The 20,691-nt window shown below is 43.4% G+C and carries 23 protein-coding genes; 19 read left to right on the top strand and 4 right to left on the bottom strand.

Annotated features, from left to right (window positions below):
- Positions 1 to 5 precede the first annotated feature (5 nt).
- The 7 genes from lacB to lacG all read left to right on the top strand — a co-directional run bounded on the left by lacB (position 6) and on the right by lacG (position 7,187).
- Complete coding sequence (gene lacB, locus D8877_RS10335; protein WP_002894723.1) at positions 6 to 521, top strand: galactose-6-phosphate isomerase subunit LacB; 516 nt, start codon at positions 6 to 8, stop codon at positions 519 to 521.
- A 12-nt stretch (positions 522 to 533) separates the two neighbouring features.
- Positions 534 to 1,463 carry a tagatose-6-phosphate kinase gene (locus D8877_RS10330; protein ID WP_125353268.1) on the top strand — a complete coding sequence of 310 codons (930 nt, stop codon included), beginning with the start codon at positions 534 to 536 and terminating at the stop codon, positions 1,461 to 1,463.
- A 3-nt stretch (positions 1,464 to 1,466) separates the two neighbouring features.
- Positions 1,467 to 2,447: a tagatose-bisphosphate aldolase gene (gene lacD / locus D8877_RS10325; protein ID WP_002909179.1), complete on the top strand. Its 981-nt coding sequence runs from the start codon at positions 1,467 to 1,469 to the stop codon at positions 2,445 to 2,447.
- A gap of 196 nt (positions 2,448 to 2,643) precedes the next feature.
- On the top strand, positions 2,644 to 3,477 hold the full coding sequence (locus D8877_RS10320; RefSeq protein WP_002913073.1) for a PRD domain-containing protein: 834 nt from the start codon (positions 2,644 to 2,646) through the stop codon (positions 3,475 to 3,477).
- Positions 3,478 to 3,525: 48 nt separating this feature from the next.
- Positions 3,526 to 3,843, top strand: coding sequence for a PTS lactose/cellobiose transporter subunit IIA (locus tag D8877_RS10315; RefSeq protein WP_002909182.1), 318 nt, complete (start codon positions 3,526 to 3,528; stop codon positions 3,841 to 3,843).
- A complete protein-coding gene (locus tag D8877_RS10310) occupies positions 3,843 to 5,549 on the top strand; it encodes a lactose-specific PTS transporter subunit EIIC (RefSeq protein WP_002914631.1) in 1,707 nt (568 codons plus the stop codon). Before D8877_RS10315 ends, D8877_RS10310 begins: the two co-directional genes overlap by 1 nt.
- 231 nt (positions 5,550 to 5,780) lie before the next feature.
- Positions 5,781 to 7,187 (top strand): 6-phospho-beta-galactosidase, encoded by a 1,407-nt coding sequence (gene lacG / locus D8877_RS10300; protein ID WP_125353265.1) that lies wholly within the window; start codon positions 5,781 to 5,783, stop codon positions 7,185 to 7,187.
- A 54-nt stretch (positions 7,188 to 7,241) separates the two neighbouring features.
- On the opposite strand, the gene D8877_RS10295 is transcribed toward lacG, so the two are convergent.
- Both D8877_RS10295 and D8877_RS10290 read right to left on the bottom strand, forming a co-directional pair.
- Entirely contained in the window at positions 7,242 to 7,451 is a 210-nt protein-coding gene (locus tag D8877_RS10295) for a helix-turn-helix domain-containing protein (protein WP_002894739.1), read from the bottom strand.
- Between the two features lie 12 nt (positions 7,452 to 7,463).
- Positions 7,464 to 7,991 carry a DUF2975 domain-containing protein gene (locus D8877_RS10290; protein WP_125353263.1) on the bottom strand — a complete coding sequence of 176 codons (528 nt, stop codon included), beginning with the start codon at positions 7,989 to 7,991 and terminating at the stop codon, positions 7,464 to 7,466.
- Positions 7,992 to 8,276: 285 nt separating this feature from the next.
- Between D8877_RS10290 and D8877_RS10285 the strand changes: the two genes are divergently transcribed.
- Positions 8,277 to 8,837, top strand: a complete 561-nt coding sequence (locus tag D8877_RS10285) for a hypothetical protein (RefSeq protein ID WP_004185898.1) — start codon at positions 8,277 to 8,279, stop codon at positions 8,835 to 8,837.
- Between the two features lie 151 nt (positions 8,838 to 8,988).
- On the opposite strand, the gene D8877_RS10280 is transcribed toward D8877_RS10285, so the two are convergent.
- A complete protein-coding gene (locus tag D8877_RS10280) occupies positions 8,989 to 10,185 on the bottom strand; it encodes a ferredoxin reductase family protein (RefSeq protein ID WP_004185900.1) in 1,197 nt (398 codons plus the stop codon).
- 158 nt (positions 10,186 to 10,343) lie between these two features.
- Positions 10,344 to 11,558, bottom strand: a complete 1,215-nt coding sequence (locus D8877_RS10275) for a DUF2974 domain-containing protein (RefSeq protein ID WP_125353261.1) — start codon at positions 11,556 to 11,558, stop codon at positions 10,344 to 10,346.
- 149 nt (positions 11,559 to 11,707) lie between these two features.
- Here D8877_RS10275 and D8877_RS10270 point away from each other — a divergent pair, with 149 nt between their 5' ends.
- The 11 genes from D8877_RS10270 to D8877_RS10220 form a co-directional block, all read left to right on the top strand.
- Positions 11,708 to 12,394 carry a response regulator transcription factor gene (locus D8877_RS10270; protein WP_009659088.1) on the top strand — a complete coding sequence of 229 codons (687 nt, stop codon included), beginning with the start codon at positions 11,708 to 11,710 and terminating at the stop codon, positions 12,392 to 12,394.
- Complete coding sequence (locus D8877_RS10265) at positions 12,378 to 13,358, top strand: sensor histidine kinase (protein ID WP_125353259.1); 981 nt, start codon at positions 12,378 to 12,380, stop codon at positions 13,356 to 13,358. Before D8877_RS10270 ends, D8877_RS10265 begins: the two co-directional genes overlap by 17 nt.
- Positions 13,359 to 13,369: 11 nt before the next feature.
- Positions 13,370 to 13,750: a class Ib ribonucleoside-diphosphate reductase assembly flavoprotein NrdI gene (locus tag D8877_RS10260; RefSeq protein WP_002923680.1), complete on the top strand. Its 381-nt coding sequence runs from the start codon at positions 13,370 to 13,372 to the stop codon at positions 13,748 to 13,750.
- Between the two features lie 149 nt (positions 13,751 to 13,899).
- Entirely contained in the window at positions 13,900 to 14,655 is a 756-nt protein-coding gene (locus D8877_RS10255; RefSeq protein ID WP_125353257.1) for a TraX family protein, read from the top strand.
- Between the two features lie 169 nt (positions 14,656 to 14,824).
- Positions 14,825 to 15,604, top strand: coding sequence for an ABC transporter ATP-binding protein (locus D8877_RS10250; RefSeq protein WP_125353254.1), 780 nt, complete (start codon positions 14,825 to 14,827; stop codon positions 15,602 to 15,604).
- The gene (locus tag D8877_RS10245) at positions 15,585 to 17,585 is read left to right on the top strand and encodes an ABC transporter permease (RefSeq protein WP_125353251.1); all 2,001 of its coding nucleotides are present in this window, start codon (positions 15,585 to 15,587) and stop codon (positions 17,583 to 17,585) included. The genes D8877_RS10250 and D8877_RS10245 overlap by 20 nt, the downstream gene beginning before the upstream one ends.
- 150 nt (positions 17,586 to 17,735) lie before the next feature.
- The gene (locus D8877_RS10240) at positions 17,736 to 18,602 is read left to right on the top strand and encodes an ABC transporter ATP-binding protein (RefSeq protein WP_125353249.1); all 867 of its coding nucleotides are present in this window, start codon (positions 17,736 to 17,738) and stop codon (positions 18,600 to 18,602) included.
- Between the two features lies 1 nt (position 18,603).
- Entirely contained in the window at positions 18,604 to 19,449 is an 846-nt protein-coding gene (locus D8877_RS10235; RefSeq protein ID WP_125353247.1) for an ABC transporter permease, read from the top strand.
- A gap of 22 nt (positions 19,450 to 19,471) precedes the next feature.
- Positions 19,472 to 19,927 (top strand): LytTR family DNA-binding domain-containing protein, encoded by a 456-nt coding sequence (locus tag D8877_RS10230; RefSeq protein ID WP_125353245.1) that lies wholly within the window; start codon positions 19,472 to 19,474, stop codon positions 19,925 to 19,927.
- 10 nt (positions 19,928 to 19,937) lie between these two features.
- A complete protein-coding gene (locus D8877_RS10225) occupies positions 19,938 to 20,354 on the top strand; it encodes a DUF3021 domain-containing protein (RefSeq protein ID WP_125353243.1) in 417 nt (138 codons plus the stop codon).
- 173 nt (positions 20,355 to 20,527) lie between these two features.
- Positions 20,528 to 20,691: helix-turn-helix domain-containing protein (locus D8877_RS10220; protein ID WP_142999428.1), on the top strand; the 164-nt coding region annotated here is incomplete at its 3' end.

The following is a 20,691-nucleotide window of genomic DNA, read 5'->3' as shown; positions in this document are numbered from 1 at the left end:
ATCAAATGAAAATTGCAATTGGATGTGACCATATCGTTACCAATGAAAAAATGGCAGTCTCAGATTTTCTAAAATCAAAAGGCTATGAAGTTCTTGATTTTGGAACTTATGACCATACACGTACTCACTACCCAATCTTTGGTAAAAAAGTAGGGGAGGCAGTCGTTAGTGGACAAGCTGATCTTGGTGTTTGTATCTGTGGTACAGGTGTCGGTATCAACAACGCTGTAAATAAAGTTCCTGGTGTTCGTTCAGCTTTGGTACGTGACATGACTTCAGCTCTCTATGCTAAGGAAGAACTCAACGCAAATGTTATTGGTTTTGGTGGAAAAATTACTGGTGAGCTCCTCATGTGTGATATCATTGAAGCTTTCATCCATGCGGAGTACAAGCCGACTGAAGAAAATAAAAAATTGATCGCAAAAATTGAGCACGTTGAGACTCACAATGCTCATCAAACAGATGCCAACTTCTTTACAGAATTTCTTGAAAAATGGGATCGTGGAGAGTACCACGACTAGTGAGGTAGCCAGATGATTCTTACAGTGACCATGAATCCTTCTATCGATATTTCCTATCCCTTAGGAGAATTGAAAATAGATACTGTTAATCGTGTTGCAGAAGTCAGTAAAACAGCAGGCGGAAAGGGTCTCAACGTAACCAGGGTCTTGGCAGAAATTGGAGACAATGTTGCTGCGACGGGCCTGATTGGTGGGACTAATGGAGAGTTCTTATTACAAAACCTTCATCCTAATGTTAGACAATGCTTTTATAACATTTCGGGAGATACGAGAAACTGTATTGCTATCTTACACGAAGGTAAGCAAACAGAAATCCTGGAAGCCGGTCCGACTATTACAGCAGATGAGGCGAGGGATTTTCAAGAACACTTCCGGTCTTTGATGGCTGAGGCAGATGTTGTCAGTATCTCGGGCAGTCTGCCAGCGGGCCTACCGAAAGACTACTATATTCAGCTGATTGAAATGGCTAATCAAGCTGGCAATAAGGTGGTGCTGGATTGCTCCGGAGCAGCTCTGGAAGCTGTACTCAAATCAGATGTCAAACCAACTGCCATCAAACCAAATAACGAGGAACTTTCTCAGTTATTGGGTCGCGAAGTTTCCAAAGATTTGGATGAGTTAAAAGCTGTCCTTTCAGAACCGCTCTTTGATGGAATCGAGTGGATCATCGTATCACTCGGTGCAGATGGAGCTTTTGCTAAGCACTGGGATACTTTCTATAAAGTAGATATTCCTAAAATCCAAGTGGTCAATCCAGTTGGCTCTGGAGACTCAACTGTTGCAGGGATCTCCTCAGCCTTGAGTCATCAAGAAGATGATGTCTCTCTGCTCAAAAAAGCAAATGTTCTGGGCATGCTCAATGCCCAAGAAAAAATGACTGGACATGTCAATGTCTACAATTATGATAATTTATATAATCAAATTACAGTAAAAGAGGTATAAAGAATGGTATTAACAGAACAAAAACGCAAGTACATGGAAAAACTTTCTGATGAGAATGGCATCATTTCTGCCTTGGCATTTGACCAACGCGGTGCTTTGAAACGCCTTATGGCTCAACACCAGGAAGCAGAACCAACAGTAGCTCAAATGGAAGAACTGAAAGTTTTGGTTGCAGAAGAGCTGACTCCTTACGCTTCATCTATGCTGCTGGACCCTGAGTATGGACTGCCTGCTACTAAGGCTTTGGACAAGAACGCTGGCTTGCTATTGGCCTATGAAAAGACAGGCTATGATACTTCTAGTACCAAGCGCCTGCCAGACTGTCTGGATGTTTGGTCAGCAAAACGCATCAAAGAACAAGGTGCGGATGCGGTGAAATTCCTTCTTTACTATGATGTAGACAGCTCTGAAGAACTCAACCAGCAAAAGCAGGCTTATATCGAGCGTGTGGGTTCAGAGTGTGTGGCAGAAGATATTCCTTTCTTCCTTGAAATCTTGGCTTACGATGAAAAGATTGCGGATGCTTCCAGCGCTGAGTACGCTAAAATTAAACCTCACAAGGTTATCGGTGCCATGAAGGTCTTCTCAGATCCACGTTTCAACATTGATGTCTTGAAAGTGGAAGTTCCAGTCAATGTTAAATACGTTGAAGGCTTTGGCGATGGTGAAGTGGTGCATACAAAAGCTGAAGCAGCTGCCTTCTTCAAGGAACAAGATGAGGCAACGAACTTGCCATACATCTACTTGAGTGCGGGTGTATCTGCGAAACTTTTCCAAGAAACACTTGTGTTTGCTCATGAGTCAGGTGCTAACTTCAACGGTGTTCTTTGCGGACGTGCGACTTGGGCTGGCAGTGTCAAAGACTACATTGAGCAAGGTGAAGAAGCAGCTCGCAAGTGGCTTCGTACAACAGGATTTGAAAATATTGATGAGCTCAACAAGGTTCTTCAAAAAACAGCTACCTCTTGGAAAGAAAGAGCCTAAAATTTGTTAAAAAATAAATAAAGTAAGGGTTTACATTCCGAGACTGATATGCTATAATGAAATCAGAAATTGAATAGGGTGAGCGTTACTAAGTTGGATTAGGCGTGACCGCAAATAAATTGAGGGAAGATATAGCCTCGGTTTGTTTGTGGTCTTTTTGTTTTGCCAGAACCCTAGAAAATGAAGAGGAGGAGATATGTATCGAATCATACATCCTATGAACAACAATGTTGCTCTAGCCAAACATGAAAATGGTGAAGAGGTTGTTCTGATTGGCAGTGGCATAGCTTTTAATAAAAAGAAGGGTGACATCGTTCTGGAAAGTAAGATTGAGAAAATCTTTCGCCTAAGAACGGAAGAGTCTAAAGAAAACTTTGTGGCCTTGCTCAAAGATGTTCCACTGGACTTTATCACAGTGACCTATGATGTGATTGACACCCTTTCTAAGAAGTATGATTACCCTGTCCAGGAGTATATCTATGTCACGCTGACGGATCACATCTACTGTTCTTATCAGGCTGTGCAGCAGGGGCGGTACAAGGAGAGTGGCCTGCCAGATGCTTCGGACAAATACCCTGTCCCTTATCAGATTGCCCAGGAAGCGGTAGCCATATACCGCGAGCGGTTGTTGGATAATTTCCCTGGCGACGAGGTCAATCGCATTGCCTATCACTTTATCAATGCCGAAGGGGAGACCAATCCTGAGGGACAAAGCCATTTGGGCAGGCGAAAAGATATTCTGGCTGCAGTTGAGGCAGAGCTGAAGAAAAATGGCATTAAAAGAAGTGCAGAAAACAGCAACTTTTATGACCGTTTTATGATTCACCTGAACTACTTTTTGGACTATCTGGACAGAAGCCGTGATGACAATGTTTCCCTGCTGGAAATGGAAAGTCAGATCCAGATGACCTACCCTCAAGCCTATCAGGTCGGAAGTGATATTTACCACATCATTGCCCAGAAGACGGGAATTGATCTTTACCGCAGCGAACGGGTCTACCTGGTGCTGCATATTCAACGCCTTTTATAGTAGAAAATAATAATAACATTTTACATAAGAATACAAGGAGGAACTCTCATGAATAGAGAAGAAATAACATTGCTCGGTTTTGAAATTGTGGCCTACGCTGGTGACGCTCGCTCCAAGCTCTTAGAAGCTTTGAAAGCCGCAGAAGCTGGGGATTTTGCTAAGGCAGATGCCTTGGTAGAAGAAGCCAATGGTTGCATCGCTGAAGCACACCACGCTCAGACCAGTCTCTTGACAAAAGAAGCTGCTGGTGAGGACTTGGCTTACAGTGTGACCATGATGCACGGCCAAGATCACCTAATGACTACCATCTTGCTAAAAGACATGATGCACCATTTGATTGAACTGTACAAAAGAGGAGTAAAATAATGAACAAACTCATCGGACTTATTGAGAAAGGGAAGCCTTTCTTTGAGAAGATTTCTCGGAATATCTATCTCCGTGCTATTCGGGACGGTTTTATTGCTGGTATGCCAGTCATCCTCTTCTCATCTATCTTTATCTTGATTGCCTATGTGCCAAATGCTTGGGGCTTCCACTGGTCTAAGGACATTGAAACTTTCCTAATGACTCCTTATAGCTATTCGATGGGGATTCTGGCTTTCTTTGTGGGTGGGACTACTGCCAAGGCTCTGACAGACTCTGTCAACCGCGACCTGCCTGCGACAAACCAGATTAACTTCTTGTCTACTATGCTGGCTTCTATGGTTGGCTTCCTCCTCATGGCAGCTGAGCCTGCCAAAGAAGGTGGCTTCCTAACTGCCTTCATGGGAACCAAAGGTCTTTTGACGGCTTTCATCGCAGCCTTTGTAACGGTTAATGTCTACAAGGTTTGTGTGAAAAATAATGTCACCATTCGTATGCCAGAAGAAGTTCCACCAAATATTTCTCAAGTGTTTAAAGACTTGATTCCATTTACTGTCTCAGTCGTTCTGCTCTACGGTTTGGAACTGCTTGTTAAAGCAAGTCTGGGAGTAACCGTTGCAGAATCCATCGGAACGCTTCTTGCTCCGCTCTTCTCAGCAGCAGATGGCTATCTGGGAATCACTCTTATTTTTGGTGCTTACGCTTTCTTCTGGTTCGTGGGAATTCATGGTCCGTCTATCGTTGAGCCTGCCATTGCTGCCATTACTTATGCCAATATCGATGCCAACTTGGCTCTGGTACAAGCTGGTCAGCATGCGGATAAGGTCATCACTTCTGGTACGCAAATGTTCATCGTTACCATGGGTGGTACTGGTGCGACCTTGATTGTTCCATTCCTCTTCATGTGGATCTGTAAGTCCGAGCGTAACCGTGCAATTGGACGGGCATCTGTTGTCCCAACTTTCTTTGGTGTCAATGAGCCTATTCTCTTTGGTGCTCCAATCGTACTGAATCCGATTTTCTTTATTCCATTTATCTTTGCACCTATCGCAAACGTATGGATTTTTAAATTCTTTGTTGATACTTTGAACATGAACTCCTTCTCAGCCAACCTTCCTTGGGTGACACCTGGACCTCTGGGAATTGTGCTGGGTACGAACTTCCAGCTTCTGTCCTTTGTTCTTGCAGCCCTTCTTGTCGTAGTGGATGTGATTATTTATTATCCATTTGTCAAGGTTTATGACGAACAAATCCTAGAAGAAGAACGTTCTGGCAAAGCTAATGATGCTCTTAAAGAAAAAGTAGCAGCTAACTTTAACACTGCTAAAGCAGACGCTATCCTTGAAAAAGCAGGAGTGGATGAAGAAGCTCCAGCGCAAAACAATATTAGCGAAGAAACCAATGTTCTGGTGCTCTGTGCAGGCGGTGGTACTAGCGGATTGCTGGCCAACGCTTTGAATAAAGCAGCAGCTGAATACAATGTTCCTGTCAAGGCAGCAGCGGGTGGCTACGGTGCTCACCGTGAAATGCTGCCTGAGTTTGACCTGGTTATCCTGGCTCCTCAAGTTGCCTCCAACTTTGAAGACATGAAGGCGGAAACAGATAAATTAGGCATCAAGCTAGCTAAGACTGAAGGCGGCCAATACATCAAACTCACCCGTGATGGCAAAGGAGCGCTAGCCTTCGTTCAGGAGCAATTCAACAACTAAATCTGTTTATGTGAGATGAAGCAACTTGATAGAGTTTGGGACAAAAGTCCTAGCCTCTCAATTGTCTTTGGATTGTCGAGCAAGACGCAGTGGTTGAGTGGGCTCTACTACGCTGATTTCATCAGCTTTTACAGCCCTACTCAACTGTGCGGAGGTGGGATGACGAAATCGAATTCTAACGAATTACCGATTTCTGTCCCACTCTCCAAATGTTATTGAAAGGAAAATAAGATGACAAAAAGCTTACCTAAAGATTTTATTTTCGGTGGTGCCACAGCAGCCTATCAAGCTGAGGGAGCAACCCACACAGATGGAAAAGGACCTGTTGCCTGGGATAAATACCTAGAGGATAACTACTGGTACACGGCAGAACCTGCCAGCGACTTTTACCACAAATACCCTGTGGATCTGAAATTGGCTGAAGAGTATGGCGTCAATGGTATTCGAATTTCCATTGCTTGGTCACGGATTTTCCCGACAGGCTATGGCGAGGTCAATCCAAAAGGTGTGGAATTTTACCATAATCTTTTCGCAGAATGTCACAAGCGTCATGTAGAACCTTTTGTGACCCTCCACCACTTTGATACACCAGAGGCTCTTCATTCAAATGGCGATTTCCTCAATCGGGAAAATATTGAGCACTTTGTGGACTATGCGGCTTTCTGTTTTGAAGAATTTCCAGAAGTTCGCTATTGGACAACTTTCAACGAAATTGGTCCTATTGGTGATGGCCAGTACTTAGTTGGAAAATTCCCGCCAGGTATCCAGTATGACTTGGCCAAGGTTTTCCAATCCCATCACAACATGATGGTCTCCCATGCCCGTGCCGTTAAGCTCTATAAGGACAAGGGCTACAAGGGTGAAATTGGTGTCGTTCATGCACTGCCGACAAAATATCCTTACAATCCAGAAAATCCAGCAGATGTCAGAGCAGCAGAGTTGGAAGATATTATTCATAATAAGTTTATCCTAGATGCGACTTATCTGGGGAACTATTCAGATGTAACTCTGGCAGGAGTAAATCACATCCTTAAGGTCAATGGTGGTCAGCTTGATCTACAAGATGAAGACTTTGAAGCTCTAGAAGCAGCTAAAGACCTCAATGACTTCCTCGGCATCAACTACTATATGAGTGATTGGATGCGCGACTTTGACGGTGAAACAGAAATTATCCATAACGGAAAAGGCGAAAAGGGAAGCTCCAAGTACCAGATTAAGGGTGTAGGGCGCAGAGAATCTCCAACCCATATACCAAAAACTGATTGGGATTGGATTATCTATCCGCAAGGTCTCTATGACCAAATCATGCGGATTAAGAAGGATTATCCCAACTACAAGAAGATTTATATCACAGAAAATGGTCTGGGTTATAAGGATGAATTTGTGGACAATACGGTTTACGACGATGCTAGGATTGATTACGTCAAGCAGCATCTGGAAGTTTTATCCGATGCGATTGCGGATGGGGCTAATGTCAAGGGCTACTTTATCTGGTCTCTGATGGATGTCTTTTCTTGGTCTAACGGTTATGAAAAACGTTACGGCTTATTCTACGTAGACTTCGAAACGCAAGAACGCTATCCAAAGAAATCCGCTCACTGGTATAAGAAATTAGCTGAAACACAAATGATTGAATAGGCAAAAAAACTCCCATCCTTAGCTGAATGAAATCGGCTAGAATAGGAGTTTTTTTTATTCTTCATCATCTGTAAATTCTAGGATGTCTCCGGGCTGGCAATCAAGGGCTTGACAGATAGCATTGAGGGTGCTAAAGCGGATAGCCTTGGCCTTGCCCGTTTTGAGAATGGAAAGGTTGGCGTTTGTGATACCGATGATATCGGCCAGTTCACCCAGTTTCATCTTTTTCTTGGCCAGCTGGACATCAAGATTAACGATAATCATGATAGCAGCCTCCTAGATGGTAAATTCATTTTCTTCAGCTATATCAATCCCCTTTTCTAGAATTTTCATCATCAGCCAAATAATCAGAGCGCCCAAGAGAGGTGTAAAGCTCACACTGGCGTTAAAAGAGAAGGGGAGGGTGATGGGATTGCCTGATGCAGCAACTTTAACGGAAAGAAAGGTCAGAGCCAGAAAGACTTTCCATGCCCGATTGGCTAGTTGGGTATTCGATGAATCAAAAATCTTTCCACCAATCAAATTTTTGATAAAATTACGAGCAAGATATATGAGATAAATAGTCAAAGAAGCTGTGAGAAGATTTATAACAAAGGCTAGAATACTCCACCAATTTGAAAAATCAACTGAGGGCAGAAATTGAACATTGAGCTTTATTCCCAACCTGTCGGAAAGACCGGTGTAAGAAATCACACTTAGGATAGTAAGAAACACCAGAATAGCAGCATAACCCACTATGATAAGGTTTAATAGAGTAACAATATCTTTGAGCAAAGAGTTATTTTTTAATTCAATCTTTTTCATGATGCTTACCTCTATCGAAAATCAGCCGGCAGTAGATTTTCTTTTCCTTTTATTCTTATTATAATCTATTTTTTATTGTATTTCAAGAAAAATATATCGAAAAACGATAAAAATATATACCCTTTTATCATAAAAGTAGTTGCTTGTTTTTAATACTATAAAGTTTTCAAATTAATTCAAGGAGGAAAAATAGGAATTTTTGATTTCTTTAAAAAACAGTTAGATTTTTGACAGCACTTTAGTTTTATTCTATAATGAAATTACTTTTTATTTAAGGAGACAAAAATGAAAAAAATTTTTTCAGCCAGCGTGGCTCTTTTAGCAGCAGTTACCTTAGCAGCATGTTCAAATAATCATTCATCCGTTACTTCTAAATCTTCAGAAAGCAAGGCTGCTTCTAGCTCAGTTAAAAAGTCTTCAAAATCAAGCAGTAAAGCAAGTAACTCAAGCAGTTCAAGTACTTCGTCAAGTGCCAATTTAGAAACGCCTGACTTTGTCTTGGTTACAGACGAAGAAATCGCTAACGCAACAACAATTGGTGACTTGAAAACCGTCTACAATAAGCTTGCGGATAATTACATCAAATATAGTGGAGAAATTAGAGAAAAACTCCCTGAGTCTGAAAGAGCAGATTTTGACAAAGAAGCGGAAGAAGGTTTGAAAGCTTTTGAGGAATCAAAACAGACTCTTAGTGATCAATTATCTCAGTATGGTTCAGATGATTTAGAAGTTCCAGCAGAGGTACGGGATCCGTTCCTGCAAAACTTAAAAGAGAAACGTGATAAACTGGTAAATGTTTTGAAAATGTCTTATATTTTTGTTTCAAACATGCCTAAAAAACAGTAAGATTGATGATTGAAATTAGTCCTTATTCTCTGGAGAAGATTTTTACGAATCAGGCAGACCTCCCAATCTGTATCTTGGTTCAGCTCCATACCTTACTAGACAATAAAACATCAGGGGCAACCTTATCGTTGCTCCTGATGTTTTATACTCTTTATTTAAATTTAAAGCCTTCATAGACCAGATCTGCTTTAGGATTGGTCTTTTTAAATTCGTTGGCTAGTTTATCCATCATCTTGACAGGTCCGCACATGAAGACCGTAGTTTTGTCGTCCAAAGGATAATTCTTGAAATCCAAATAGCCGGAGACCTTGCTATCGACCAAATGAAGATCAAACAACGGATTCCTGGCTGCATAGTCCTTGAGTAGGTCTAGGTAAACAGCATTTTCTGCTCCGGTATAAGCATAGTAGAAGCTGACTGGACGATTCAGATTAGGATTTTCTCGGATATAGGAGATGAAGGGCGTAATGCCAATCCCACCAGCAATCCAGATTTGTTTTTCTTGCCCCTGGTCAAGAATCATGTGGCCATAAGCTCGGTCAATGGTGACCTTAGTTCCCTCTTGGATCTTGTCATAAAGTTTCTTAGTGTGGTCACCAGAGTTCTTGATAGTAAAGTAGACGATATTGTCATGACCGCCAGAGATAGAGAAGGGATGTGGCGCTTTTTCAAATCCTTCTTGGAAAATCTTGACAAAGGCAAACTGCCCATACTGGTAGTCTAGCTTTTGACTAAGCTGGATCTTCAACTCCACGGTATCGTGGTTCAGTCGCTTGACCTGCAGAATTTTCCCCAGATGGCGAAAGGCCAAACTTTGATAGAGCAAGATGATGTAAAAGCCAGAAGCTAAACCGATGATAGCATAGAATCCGACTACGAAGCCTAGCAAGGTCGGTGTCAGGAGTCGCCCCCCCATCAGCATATAAGCGTGAAAGAGGCCAAAGATATAGGCCAGATACACAAAGCGGTGAATCCAGCGCCAAGCCTCATATTTGATGTGCTTGCCGAGATAGGCCACCAGAACAATGCTGACAAAGAGATAGATGCCGACATTCCCAAGCTGGGCTGCCAGAAGAGATCCCCATAGGCTGCCGCCCATGGCAACATTGTGGAGAGCGAGCAGGACGACGGAAAAGATAGCTGTAAACTTATGATAGGCGTACATCTTTTCGATGCCATGGAACCATTTTTCCAAAAGGGCGTTCCGAGTCGCAAGTAAAAAGGTCAGCGAAAGGGTAGTTAAGGCCAGACCGGGTACGATAAAGTTGGTCATCCCAGCTGAAGCCCAAGCATAGATGGTCAAGAGTATGCTGACAGCAATAAGGGCAATTCCTTTGATAGATTTCATGATGGTTTCCTTTCTGATTTTTATTACTACTTAGTTGTAAATAGGTTTGTTACATTCTAACAAAGAAAAAACAAGCTGTCAAGATAAGCGCTTGTTTTGTTTTTGGTATGGATAGGTCAAGTCTTCCGTTAGCCAAGCTATAGAAGAGATTTGTGATTTTACTCTTGAACCTCTGCGGCAGTGTCTTCCTTTTTGTCAGTCTCAGACTGGCCGAAAGGCAACTGCTTGCTCCAGCGTGATAGGTTTTCTCGGATATCCTTGCTAATTTCAGAAAGATTAGGTATGCTAATGTCATCCTTCCAGCTTTGAACACGCATATTCAGCAGGAGCTTGGACAAGCGCAGCAGCATGTCACGTTCTTGGTCTGTTAGGGATTGAGCATTTTTCAGGATATCGAGGACTTTGTTAAAGTTTTCAACATTGGACAGTTCGTCGACAGACTGGATACCAGCATCCAAAATCAGTCCGAAAAAGAGGTCGAAAAAGTCTTTAAGTTCTTCATCTGAAACGGTGCTCACCCAATTTTTAAACGTTTTGTCAATCTGCAGGCTCTCTGCATCTAGTGTATCCAGCAATAGGAAAGAGTCTCCCTTGATTTTCCACGAAAAGGTATCGTGCTGGGCAAAGCCGCCGATGGCACTGCTTTTGACAATCCTAGCTTCCTTAGGTGTTTCCAACATCATGCCGACGATGGAGTTCTGAGGCAGGTAGCGTTTCATCCTTTCAACCATGGCCTGATAGCCATCGCTTTCGATGACAGAGTGATTGAGACCAGGAGAGTCATAGCTGTAGATGGCTTCAATACGGTCTTGAAGCGATGTTTCCATCTGACTGGCTGCATAGGAAGCCAGGTTTCCTCCTTTGGAATGGCCGGTTAGGATAAAGTTACCAGGCAGATTTTCTAAGGCTTTCTGCAGGTAGCGGGCGGCCATTTTCTGAGCAGGGATTTGATCCATATAGGTCATGTGGAAGTCTTCCTTCCAGCCGACAATGGAGTCGTCCGTACCGCGAAAGACCAGGACATAGGTATCAGGCTTGATTTTGAAAATCAAGGCAGCGAATTGCTTCTGGATATCTTGGTCAACGTCATTGACATAGCCCATCAGTTTTAGATTTTTAAAGCGGGTAGAGGCTGCGGCCAAATCTAAGAGTTTCAGACGGTTTTTGGTGACCATCATGGAGAGGTCACGTGGCACTTGGTCGGCCAAGTCTAGAAGCCGGCAGTCGCAGTAGGAGGATATATCCTCATGCACCAGATTGTCAAAAGGCAAATAGGTTAGCTCTGTCAGGATTAGCAGATCCAGTTCATTGAAAGGTTTATCATAAATGCTGTCATGCTGGACTTCTTCAAGGTAAGTAAAAATATTGCTCATGTTTCATCTCCAATTTCTACTAGTTAGTATAGCATATTTTTCTGATAGAATTTCTCTTTTCCAGAAAAATCCTACCTTAGACTGAGGATGATAAACAAGCAATCGTATTTTTTGGTATAATGTTACTAGCAAGAAATCGGGAGGGAAAGATGCACAAGATTTTACTAGTAGAAGATGATCCAGTCATTCGTCAGATGATTAAGAAAATGCTGGAACAATGGGGCTTTCAGGTAGTGGCAGTCGAGGACTTTATGGATGTGCTGACTGTCTTTGTCCGAGAGGAGCCGCATCTGGTGCTGATGGATATCGGCTTGCCCTTGTTTAACGGCTATCATTGGTGTCAGGAAATCCGCAAGATTTCAACGGTGCCTATCATGTTTCTGTCTTCTCGCGATCAGTCCATGGACATTGTCATGGCTATCAATATGGGGGCAGACGACTATGTGACCAAGCCTTTTGACAATAATGTCTTTCTGGCTAAGGTTCAGGGCTTGCTGCGCCGTTCCTATGAGTTTGGAAACGACCAGAGTCTCCTGGAGCACCAAGGTGTCATTCTCAATCTCAAGTCGACAGATCTGGTCTTTGATGGGAAAGTGGTGACCTTGACCAAGAACGAATTTCAGATTTTGCGGGTTCTCTTCGAACATTCGGATGGTATCGTGGCGCGTGATGACCTGATGAAGGAACTCTGGAACAGCGATTTTTTCATCGATGACAATACCCTATCGGTCAATGTGGCTCGCCTGCGTAAGAAGCTTGAAGAGCACGGACTGAAAAACTTCATCGAAACCAAAAAAGGAATAGGATACGGTCTCATCAATGGACACACAGGATAAATTTTTCTTTCTTAAGTCTTATCTTTATTCACGGCGATTTTTTCTAGCTCTACTGATTCTGCTGCTAGGCTTTATTCTGATCTTTGCCTTTGTCTTTGATGCTTACCGCAGTCTGCTGGAATATGTCGCGCTCTTGCTGGCTTTTCTGTCTTTCTTGTTTATCGGAGCAGATGCTTGGACGGCCTATAAGGGTTATCGCAGCCAGAAGCTGCAAGCCTCTGCTCAGGCGCAGACTCCTCTAGAAAAGCTCTTGCAGGAAAGAGTGGAGGAGCTGGAGTACGAACAGAAGAATCAGCTCTTGGTTGAGCAGGAAAAATACAATGATTTGCTGGATTACTATACTCTGTGGGTTCATCAAGTCAAGACTCCTATTGCTGCCAGTTCACTCTTGATTGGAGACTTGAAGGATAAGGAAGCCAAGACTCAGTTGGAGCAGGAGCTCTTCAAGATCGAATCCTACGTTCATCTGGTGCTTCAGTACCTCCGTCTGGAAAGCTTCCACGACGATCTAGTGCTGAAGCAGGAAAATCTGGCTGATTTGGTCAGGGAAGTGGTCAAGAAATACGCCCTTTTCTTCATTCAGCAAGGACTCAGCCTCAATCTTCATGACCTAGACCACACGATTGTCACTGATAAAAAGTGGTTTCTAGTGATTTTAGAGCAGGTCCTGTCTAATAGTCTTAAATACACAAAAGAAGGTAGCATAGAGATTTATTTTCACGAGGACAGCCTCTACATCAAGGACACGGGTTTGGGGATTCAAAATGCTGATTTGCTGCGGGTTTTTGAGCGCGGTTTCTCAGGTTACAACGGTCGTTTGACCCAGCAGTCCTCAGGCTTAGGTCTTTATCTGTCCAAGAAAATTGCTGACCAACTGGGACACAAGATTGCTATAGACTCTCAAGTTGGTCAGGGAACGACGGTTTCCATCGCCTTTCCTGAGAAGAAATTGATCTTTGAGTAGGAGGAAGAAAGTTGCTAGTAGTGGTTTATGATAGTCTGACTGGTTTGGGCAAAAAGTTTGCTAAAAGTTTGGAAATGCCTAGCCAGTCAGTCTGGAAAAAGCTGGAGGAACCCTGTATTTTAGTCAGCAGAAATAGCGGAGCAGGGCAGATTCCGTGGACGACCAAGCGCTTCATCAGAAAGTACAGACATCTAATCAAAGGCTTTGTCATCAATGGCAATCAGAAGCGTTATCCGCGGACCTTTTGCGGGGCAACGGATAAGATAGTGGAGCAGTATGGTCTTCGCCATATTCGTAACATAGAGGGCTCTGGAACGGAAGCAGACAGAAAAGCAGTCAAAGGCTTTCTAGGACAGTTGCAGACAGCTGAAAGTGTGCATAAAAGCCACTAGGTTTTGTGCTATTTTTGACGGATGCTCCTGCATGATTTTTAAAAGTGACAAAATTGTAAGAATAAAACTAGCAAATGAAAGGTTAGGTTATGGTACCAGCCTTTCTTTTTTATTATCATAGAGGCAAGAAATAAGAAGGAGACAGAAAAATGAAATCAAAAGGTATAAATGCTTTTCAGTTGAAGCTCTTCATGGCATTTCTTATGGTTTTTGACCATATCAGTCAGATACCGGGGCTGGTGCCGGACGGCTGGGATGGTGCCTTGCATGCCCTAACCCGCTGTGTCGGAGTAGCATTTGCCTTCATGGCAGTGGAAGGTTTTCTCCACACTCGCAACCGTCTGGCTTACAATATGAGGCTCTTCTTTTGGGCAGCCCTGATGCAGACAGGAAACTGTATCCTGACGCTCCTCTTTCAGGAAAAGGGCATCTACCTCACTCACAATATCTTCCTGACCTTGGCCTGCGGGGTTCTCATGCTGAGTCTTTTCTTTGGCTTTTCTGACAATGGCGGAGCTGCTAAGGATAGGAAGCGTGGTTTGCGGCTGACGGCAGGAGTATTAGTCTTGCTGGCTGGGCTTCTCTTTAGCGAAGGCGGCATGGCTCTGCTTCCTTTCATGCTCTTGACCTACCTTTTTAGAAATCAAGTCTTTTTCAGAAACTTGACCTATGTAGTTTGGGCGGGAATTCTTTTTGCCATGGGTATTCAAATTTATCCAACCTTGCAGGACACGCTATCAATGCTGCTCTATAATTCAGACTGGCTCTTTATCAGTGTTCTTCCTCTCTTGCACTTCTATAATGGTGAGCGAGGATCCAGCAGCAAGTGGAGCAAATATTTCTTCTATATTTTCTATCCAGCCCACCTTTGGCTAATTGCCTTGATTGCCTTTTGGGTAAAATAAAGTCCATCTCATCTTACAAAAGTGTAAGATTGCACTTTAAAATGTAAGCTTAGGTTATGGCAGGGCGGTTGGTATTGAGATAAAATAGACTTATCAATTAGGAGACAGTTCATAAATACTGCTAAAAGCAGGGCTTTAATAGGAGCCTGCTAAACAGAAAGGAAGCAAGATGACATTATTAGACGTACAGCACGTGAAAAAGATTTATAAAACCCGCTTTCAGGGCAGCCAAGTGGAGGCACTGAAGGACATTCACTTTACGGTAGAAAAAGGCGAATATGTCGCCATCATGGGGGAGTCAGGCTCTGGGAAATCCACCCTGCTCAACATCCTAGCCATGCTGGACAAGCCAACAGAGGGCCGCGTCTTTCTCAACGGAACTGACACGGCAACCATCAAAAACAGCCAGGCTTCCAGCTTCCGTCGGGAGAAATTAGGCTTTGTCTTTCAGGACTTCAATCTGTTGGATACCCTGTCGGTCAAGGATAATATTCTCCTGCCGCTAGTCCTCTCTCGCCGTCCCATTACCGAGATGATGCAAAAGCTGGTTACGACCTGCAACGAGCTGGGGATTAACAAGCTGCAAGAGAAGTTTCCTTATGAGATTTCCGGTGGGCAGAAGCAGCGGGTAGCAGTGGCTCGGGCTATCATCACAGATCCTGAGATTCTGCTGGCGGATGAGCCGACTGGAGCCTTGGATTCCAAGTCTTCAGCAGCCCTGCTGGATGTCTTTGACGACATCAATGCCCGCGGTCAAACCATTCTCATGGTAACCCACTCGACGGCAGCGGCTAGCCGCGCCAAGCGGGTGCTCTTTATCAAGGATGGGATCCTTTATAATCAAATCTTCCGAGGTGAGAAGACCGAGCGGCAGATGTTCCAAGAGATTTCTGACACTCTGACAGTTATGGCAAGTGAGGTGGGCAATTATGTTCAAACTAACGAGTAAACTGGCTTTGTCCAATCTGGTTAAAAATCGCAGTTTGTATTATCCATTTGCTCTGGCGACGGTACTGGCAACAGCGATTTTGTATAGTTTTGTCTCACTAGCTCATAGCCCCAATATGGAGGCCTCTTATGGCGGTGCAGCTGCTCGCATGACCTTGCAGTTTGGTATCCATGTCATTCAGATTGCCGTCCTTATCCTCATTACCTATGCTAATAGCTTCGTCATGAAAAACCGATCCCGAGAGTTGGGAGTCTATAGTCTGCTAGGCATGGAGAAAAAGCATCTGCTAGTCATGACCTTCTTTGAACTCTGTGTCTTTTATCTGACTACAGTCGGTCTGGGAGTCTTGTCTGGCTTGGCTTTGGACAAGATGCTTTACGCAGTCCTTTTGAAATTGATGGGAATGCCGGCAGTTCTTGACTCGACCTTCCAATGGCAGAACGTCGGGATGACTCTAATCAGTCTAGGTGTCGCTTTTGCGGTGATTTTGTTGCTCAACTCTACGCGCCTTCTACGCTATAGCTCTCTTAATCTAATGAAAGAAAAGAAAGCAGGCGAGAAGAAAGGACGCTTCCTTTTTCTGCAAACCTTGCTGGGGCTCCTGCTCATGGGTGTGGCTTATTATATGGCTTTGACCGTTACCAAGCCTGTCGCTGCTATCGGCAATTTCTTTATAGCTGTGATCATGGTTATCCTAGCAACTTATCTGCTTTTTAATGCAGGTTCAATTACACTATTGCAATTTCTCAAAAAGCGCAAAGGCTACTACTACAAAACGCAGAATTTCATTTCTGTTTCCAATCTCATCTCGCGGATGCGTAAAAATGCAGCAGGATTGGCAACTATCTCCATTCTATCTACCATGCTCTTAGTGACTCTGGTTGGTACAATCAATATCTATGTTGGGGGTCAGGATTATATTACAACCTTGCATCCAAAGGATTACAATGTCAGCGTGGTCTTGCCGAAATCGACCGATCAGAAGGAGGCTCTGTTAGACAAGGTCCAGCAAGTCGCTCAGGACACAGATCTGAAGAAGCCAAGCTATACTACCTATCTCTACCAATCAGCCTTCATTACGAAACTGGCTGGTAATGATGTGACAGTTCCAATGCAAAGAGAGATGGAGTCGGATACAAGTATCTTGACTAAGTCTGCTGGCACGATTACGGTCATCAATCGTCAGGATTATGAAAAAATGACTGGGGAAAAGATAGACATGGCAGACGATGAAACTCTTGTCTATGGAAAAAATATTTCCTTAAATAAGGACAATCCTCTCCGAGTGAATGGTAAGGACTGGAAGATTAAGCAGTTTTTATCGTCGAATTTCACGCATGGGGAAATTCCTAATCCAAACGATGTGACCATGGAGCAGGGTCTCTATATGGTGGTCAATGATAGCAAAGAGGTTAATCTCGATGTGGATCATTACTACTACATTGGAGTTGCTTCAGAGACTAAGGGCAGTAAAAAGTTTGTCGAGCAAGTCCAGCTGGGGTTGAGGGACACTTTGGATCAGGAACAGGGTCAAGATGGTAGCTTCGCAATGGCTAGTGACCGTTACAGCGCAGAAAAGAGCTATCAAGAACTTACTGGAACCTTACTCTTCATCGGTGTCTTCCTCTCCGTTATCTTCCTTCTAGGAGCTGTTCTCGTGATTTACTACAAGCAAATCTCTGAAGGATATGAAGATCGCGATGGCTTTATCATCTTGCAAAAAGTTGGTTTAGATGAAAAGCAGACTAGAAGTACCATTCGAAAGCAAATCTTGACTGTCTTCTTCTTACCTCTCATCTTTGCTTTTCTACATGTAGCAGCGGTCTTTCACATGTTGCGCTTGATAGTTGCCCTATTGGGTGTGACCAATCTTCCTCTTTTGATTCAGACAACACTTGCAACTTGCGGAGTCTTCCTCCTGACCTATATTTTAGTTTTCTTACTGACTTCACGCAGTTACCGCAAGATTGTCGCACGCTAATAAACTTCCCTGACCGAATGGTCGGGGATTTTTTGATGTCTGGATTTTCACCTCTCATCTCCCTCATTTTACCGCTTGTCCAAAAAGATGAGATTTTTCAAAAAAGACTTGCTATCATAGTCTCAGAAGTAAAGAAAAGGAGAAAAGATCATGTTAGTAGAAACGAAAAATCTTAGCAAGGTTTATGGCGATAAGGTGGCAGTTAATGATCTGAATATTCAGATTGAGAGAGGCAGTTTTACAGCTATTCTAGGCCCTAATGGTGCAGGAAAATCGACAACTATTCAGATGCTGATAGGTCTCTTGCGGCCGACATCCGGGCAGATTTGCTATGCTGAAAAGCCTAGACTGGGTGCGGTTTTCCAAAACAGTGTGTTGGATGCCCGGCTGACAGTTTTGGAAAATCTGACCATCAGAGCCAAGCAGTACAAGGAGATGCCGGCAGGTAGAATTGAGCACTTGGTGTCTCAGCTAGGTTTATCAGCCTTTGTCAAGCAGCCTTATGGGACACTGTCTGGCGGACAAAAGCGTCGGGTGGACATTGCGCGAGCCCTGCTCAATAGTCCCGACCTGCTCTTCCTGGATGAGCCAACAACAGGCCTGGACATTCAGACTCGGGAGAGTATTTGGAGTTTGCTCAAGCAAATTCAGAAAGAAGAGCAGATGACCATTGTCTTGACAACCCACTATCTCAATGAAGCTGACGACGCAGATAAGATTTATATCGTAGATCATGGTCAGGTCATTGCCCAAGGCTCCGCAGACCAGATTAAGGGAAACTACGCCCGTAATGTCTTACGGATTTTGAGTCAAGACTCAGTAGGTTTAGAGAAAAGTTTGCCCAGAGGCTGCGCTTGGGAGCAAGTCAAGGAAGGGGAATTTATCCTTCACCCTAAAACGACTCAAGAAGCACTGACCTTATTGGCTCAGGCAGCTCCCTATATCGAACAATTTGAATTCCAACCCGGAACCATGGACGATGCCTTTATGGCACTGACAGGAAGAGAGGTACGCTAATATGCTCGCTTTGATAAAACGTAATTTTTTACTTTATTTCCGCAACCGCAGTGGGGTAATTTTATCCCTCTTCGGAGCGATTATTCCCTTTGTGCTTTATATCGTTTTTTTGAAAAATAATTACAAAGCTCATTCCAGCCAGCTGATGGACTTGTGGCTGATTGGCGGCGTGTTGGCAGTTACAGGATTAACGACCACATTGGCAGCTTTCTCTCGGCAGGTCGAAGACCGGGAGCGGAAGGTGACAGACGACCTCTTTATCACAGACTTGGGACCATGGGGCTTGCATCTTAGTTATCTTGTCAGCTCTGTTATTATCGGCTTTGTAATGCAGGTCATTATGTTTGCCTTTATGCTCAGCTATTTTACGCTGGCGGATAAAATTTCTTTTGAATGGGGGAGTCTTCTTTACCTGATGCTTCTGATGCTTTTGAACAGCCTCTTAGCTACACTGATAAACGCTCTGATTGTTCAATGTTTCAAATCAGTGGATAGTCTAGGTAAATTAGCGACAGTAGTCGGAGCGACTTCTGGTTTTCTAGTGGGAACCTATATACCCATTGGAACCTTGCCGAAAATGGCGCAAAATCTAATGAAGATTACGCCTTCTAACTACATGACATCTCTATTCAGACAGGTTCTCATGAAGGAAAGTCTAGCAGATACTTTTGCCAATAACAGCCAGCCTCAAGCAGCTTTTGAAAAAACAATGGGAATTCGCATTGAATGGCAGGAGCTCTTGACAAGGACAGAAACTTTCTATATAGTTGGAATAGTTTTAGTTGCAATAGCGCTTATTTGGATAGTGCAAAATATGATTGCCATCCGCCGGCTGAAACTACAATAGAATGTGAATAGGGAGCTTCCTCTTGCAAGCAAAATTTGAAACAGATCCAACCATTTCATCTCAGGAACCGCTGGTTGTGGTCAAGGCAGACCAGCTAGGGGCAGAAGCCAAGGCCATCTTAGATTATTTAGAGCAGTACAAGGCAGGGCCAAGTGGCGTCCTGCCTATCAAGTCGGACGATAAGCTTATCATGCTGAAGACTGAAGATATTATCCTAGCAGACATCAACCAGACAACGTTGATGATTTACAGCAGAGAAGGCATTTACCAGACGACAGAGACCTTGACTCGCTTTCAGCAGCGGATTAGTAGCTCGAACTTTATCCAGGTTTCTCGGCATGCTGTCATCAATATTGACCATCTGGAGTCTTTGTCTGACAGCTTTTCTGGCAATATGACGGCCAAGCTGACTAATCAAATCAAAACCGAAGTCAGCCGTCGTTATGTCAAGCTCTTGATGGAATATCTGGGAATCTAGGAGGTAAGTGATGAGTATTAAAAAATGTCTACATGCTATATTAATGGGCATCCAGACAGGGAGTGCAGTCTATCTGATTGTCCTTGCTCTCTCTATTCAAAAAAATCCGCCCACAACAAGTAATATCTTCAGTGTCATGGTGATGAGCGGCTTGATTGGGATTATCAGTTCAATGTTAAAAACTCTTGAAGACCGATTCTCTTTTTCAGTCTCGATTTTACTGCATTTCGCCGCTGTCGCAGTCTTAGTATGCTGTTTCATGGTCTATAATAACTGGGGATTTTTAATTGCTAACTGGCATTTTTGGCTGGATTTTATTCTGATTTACCTCTTTGTATGGCTCTTTCTTTACTTGGATACAAATCTTAAGACCAAGAAGATTAACAGCGCCTTGGCCAAGCGCAGAAAGGAAAAAGAAGGCAAGTAACTTGCTGAAAAACGTTCTGACAAGCATATCATAAAAATAAATGGAGCTGGATCGTATCCTGCTCCTGTCTTTTTGTATCTGATAAATTGTAAAATATAGTGCAACAAAAAACCCATAGGTTCTCAAATCGTGTAAACTGTAAGTAACCACACAAACAGACACAAGGAGATCCTATGGGCTACTTACATATTACCATAATTGATCGGCTAAAGATAGAAGCATATCTTGAAGCAGGTTTTAATCTGTCCTATATTGCAACTAAGTTAGGTTTTCACCGTTCATCAATTAGCCGAGAAATCAAACGGTGTCCAAATAAATATTCTAAATATTCTGCCGA

Origin of the sequence: Streptococcus sanguinis (genome assembly GCF_003943735.1) — a bacterium.
Lineage (GTDB): Bacteria > Bacillota > Bacilli > Lactobacillales > Streptococcaceae > Streptococcus > Streptococcus sanguinis_E.
Note: the sequence above shows the minus strand (reverse complement) of the source record. Positions and strands in the feature narration are given on the sequence as shown.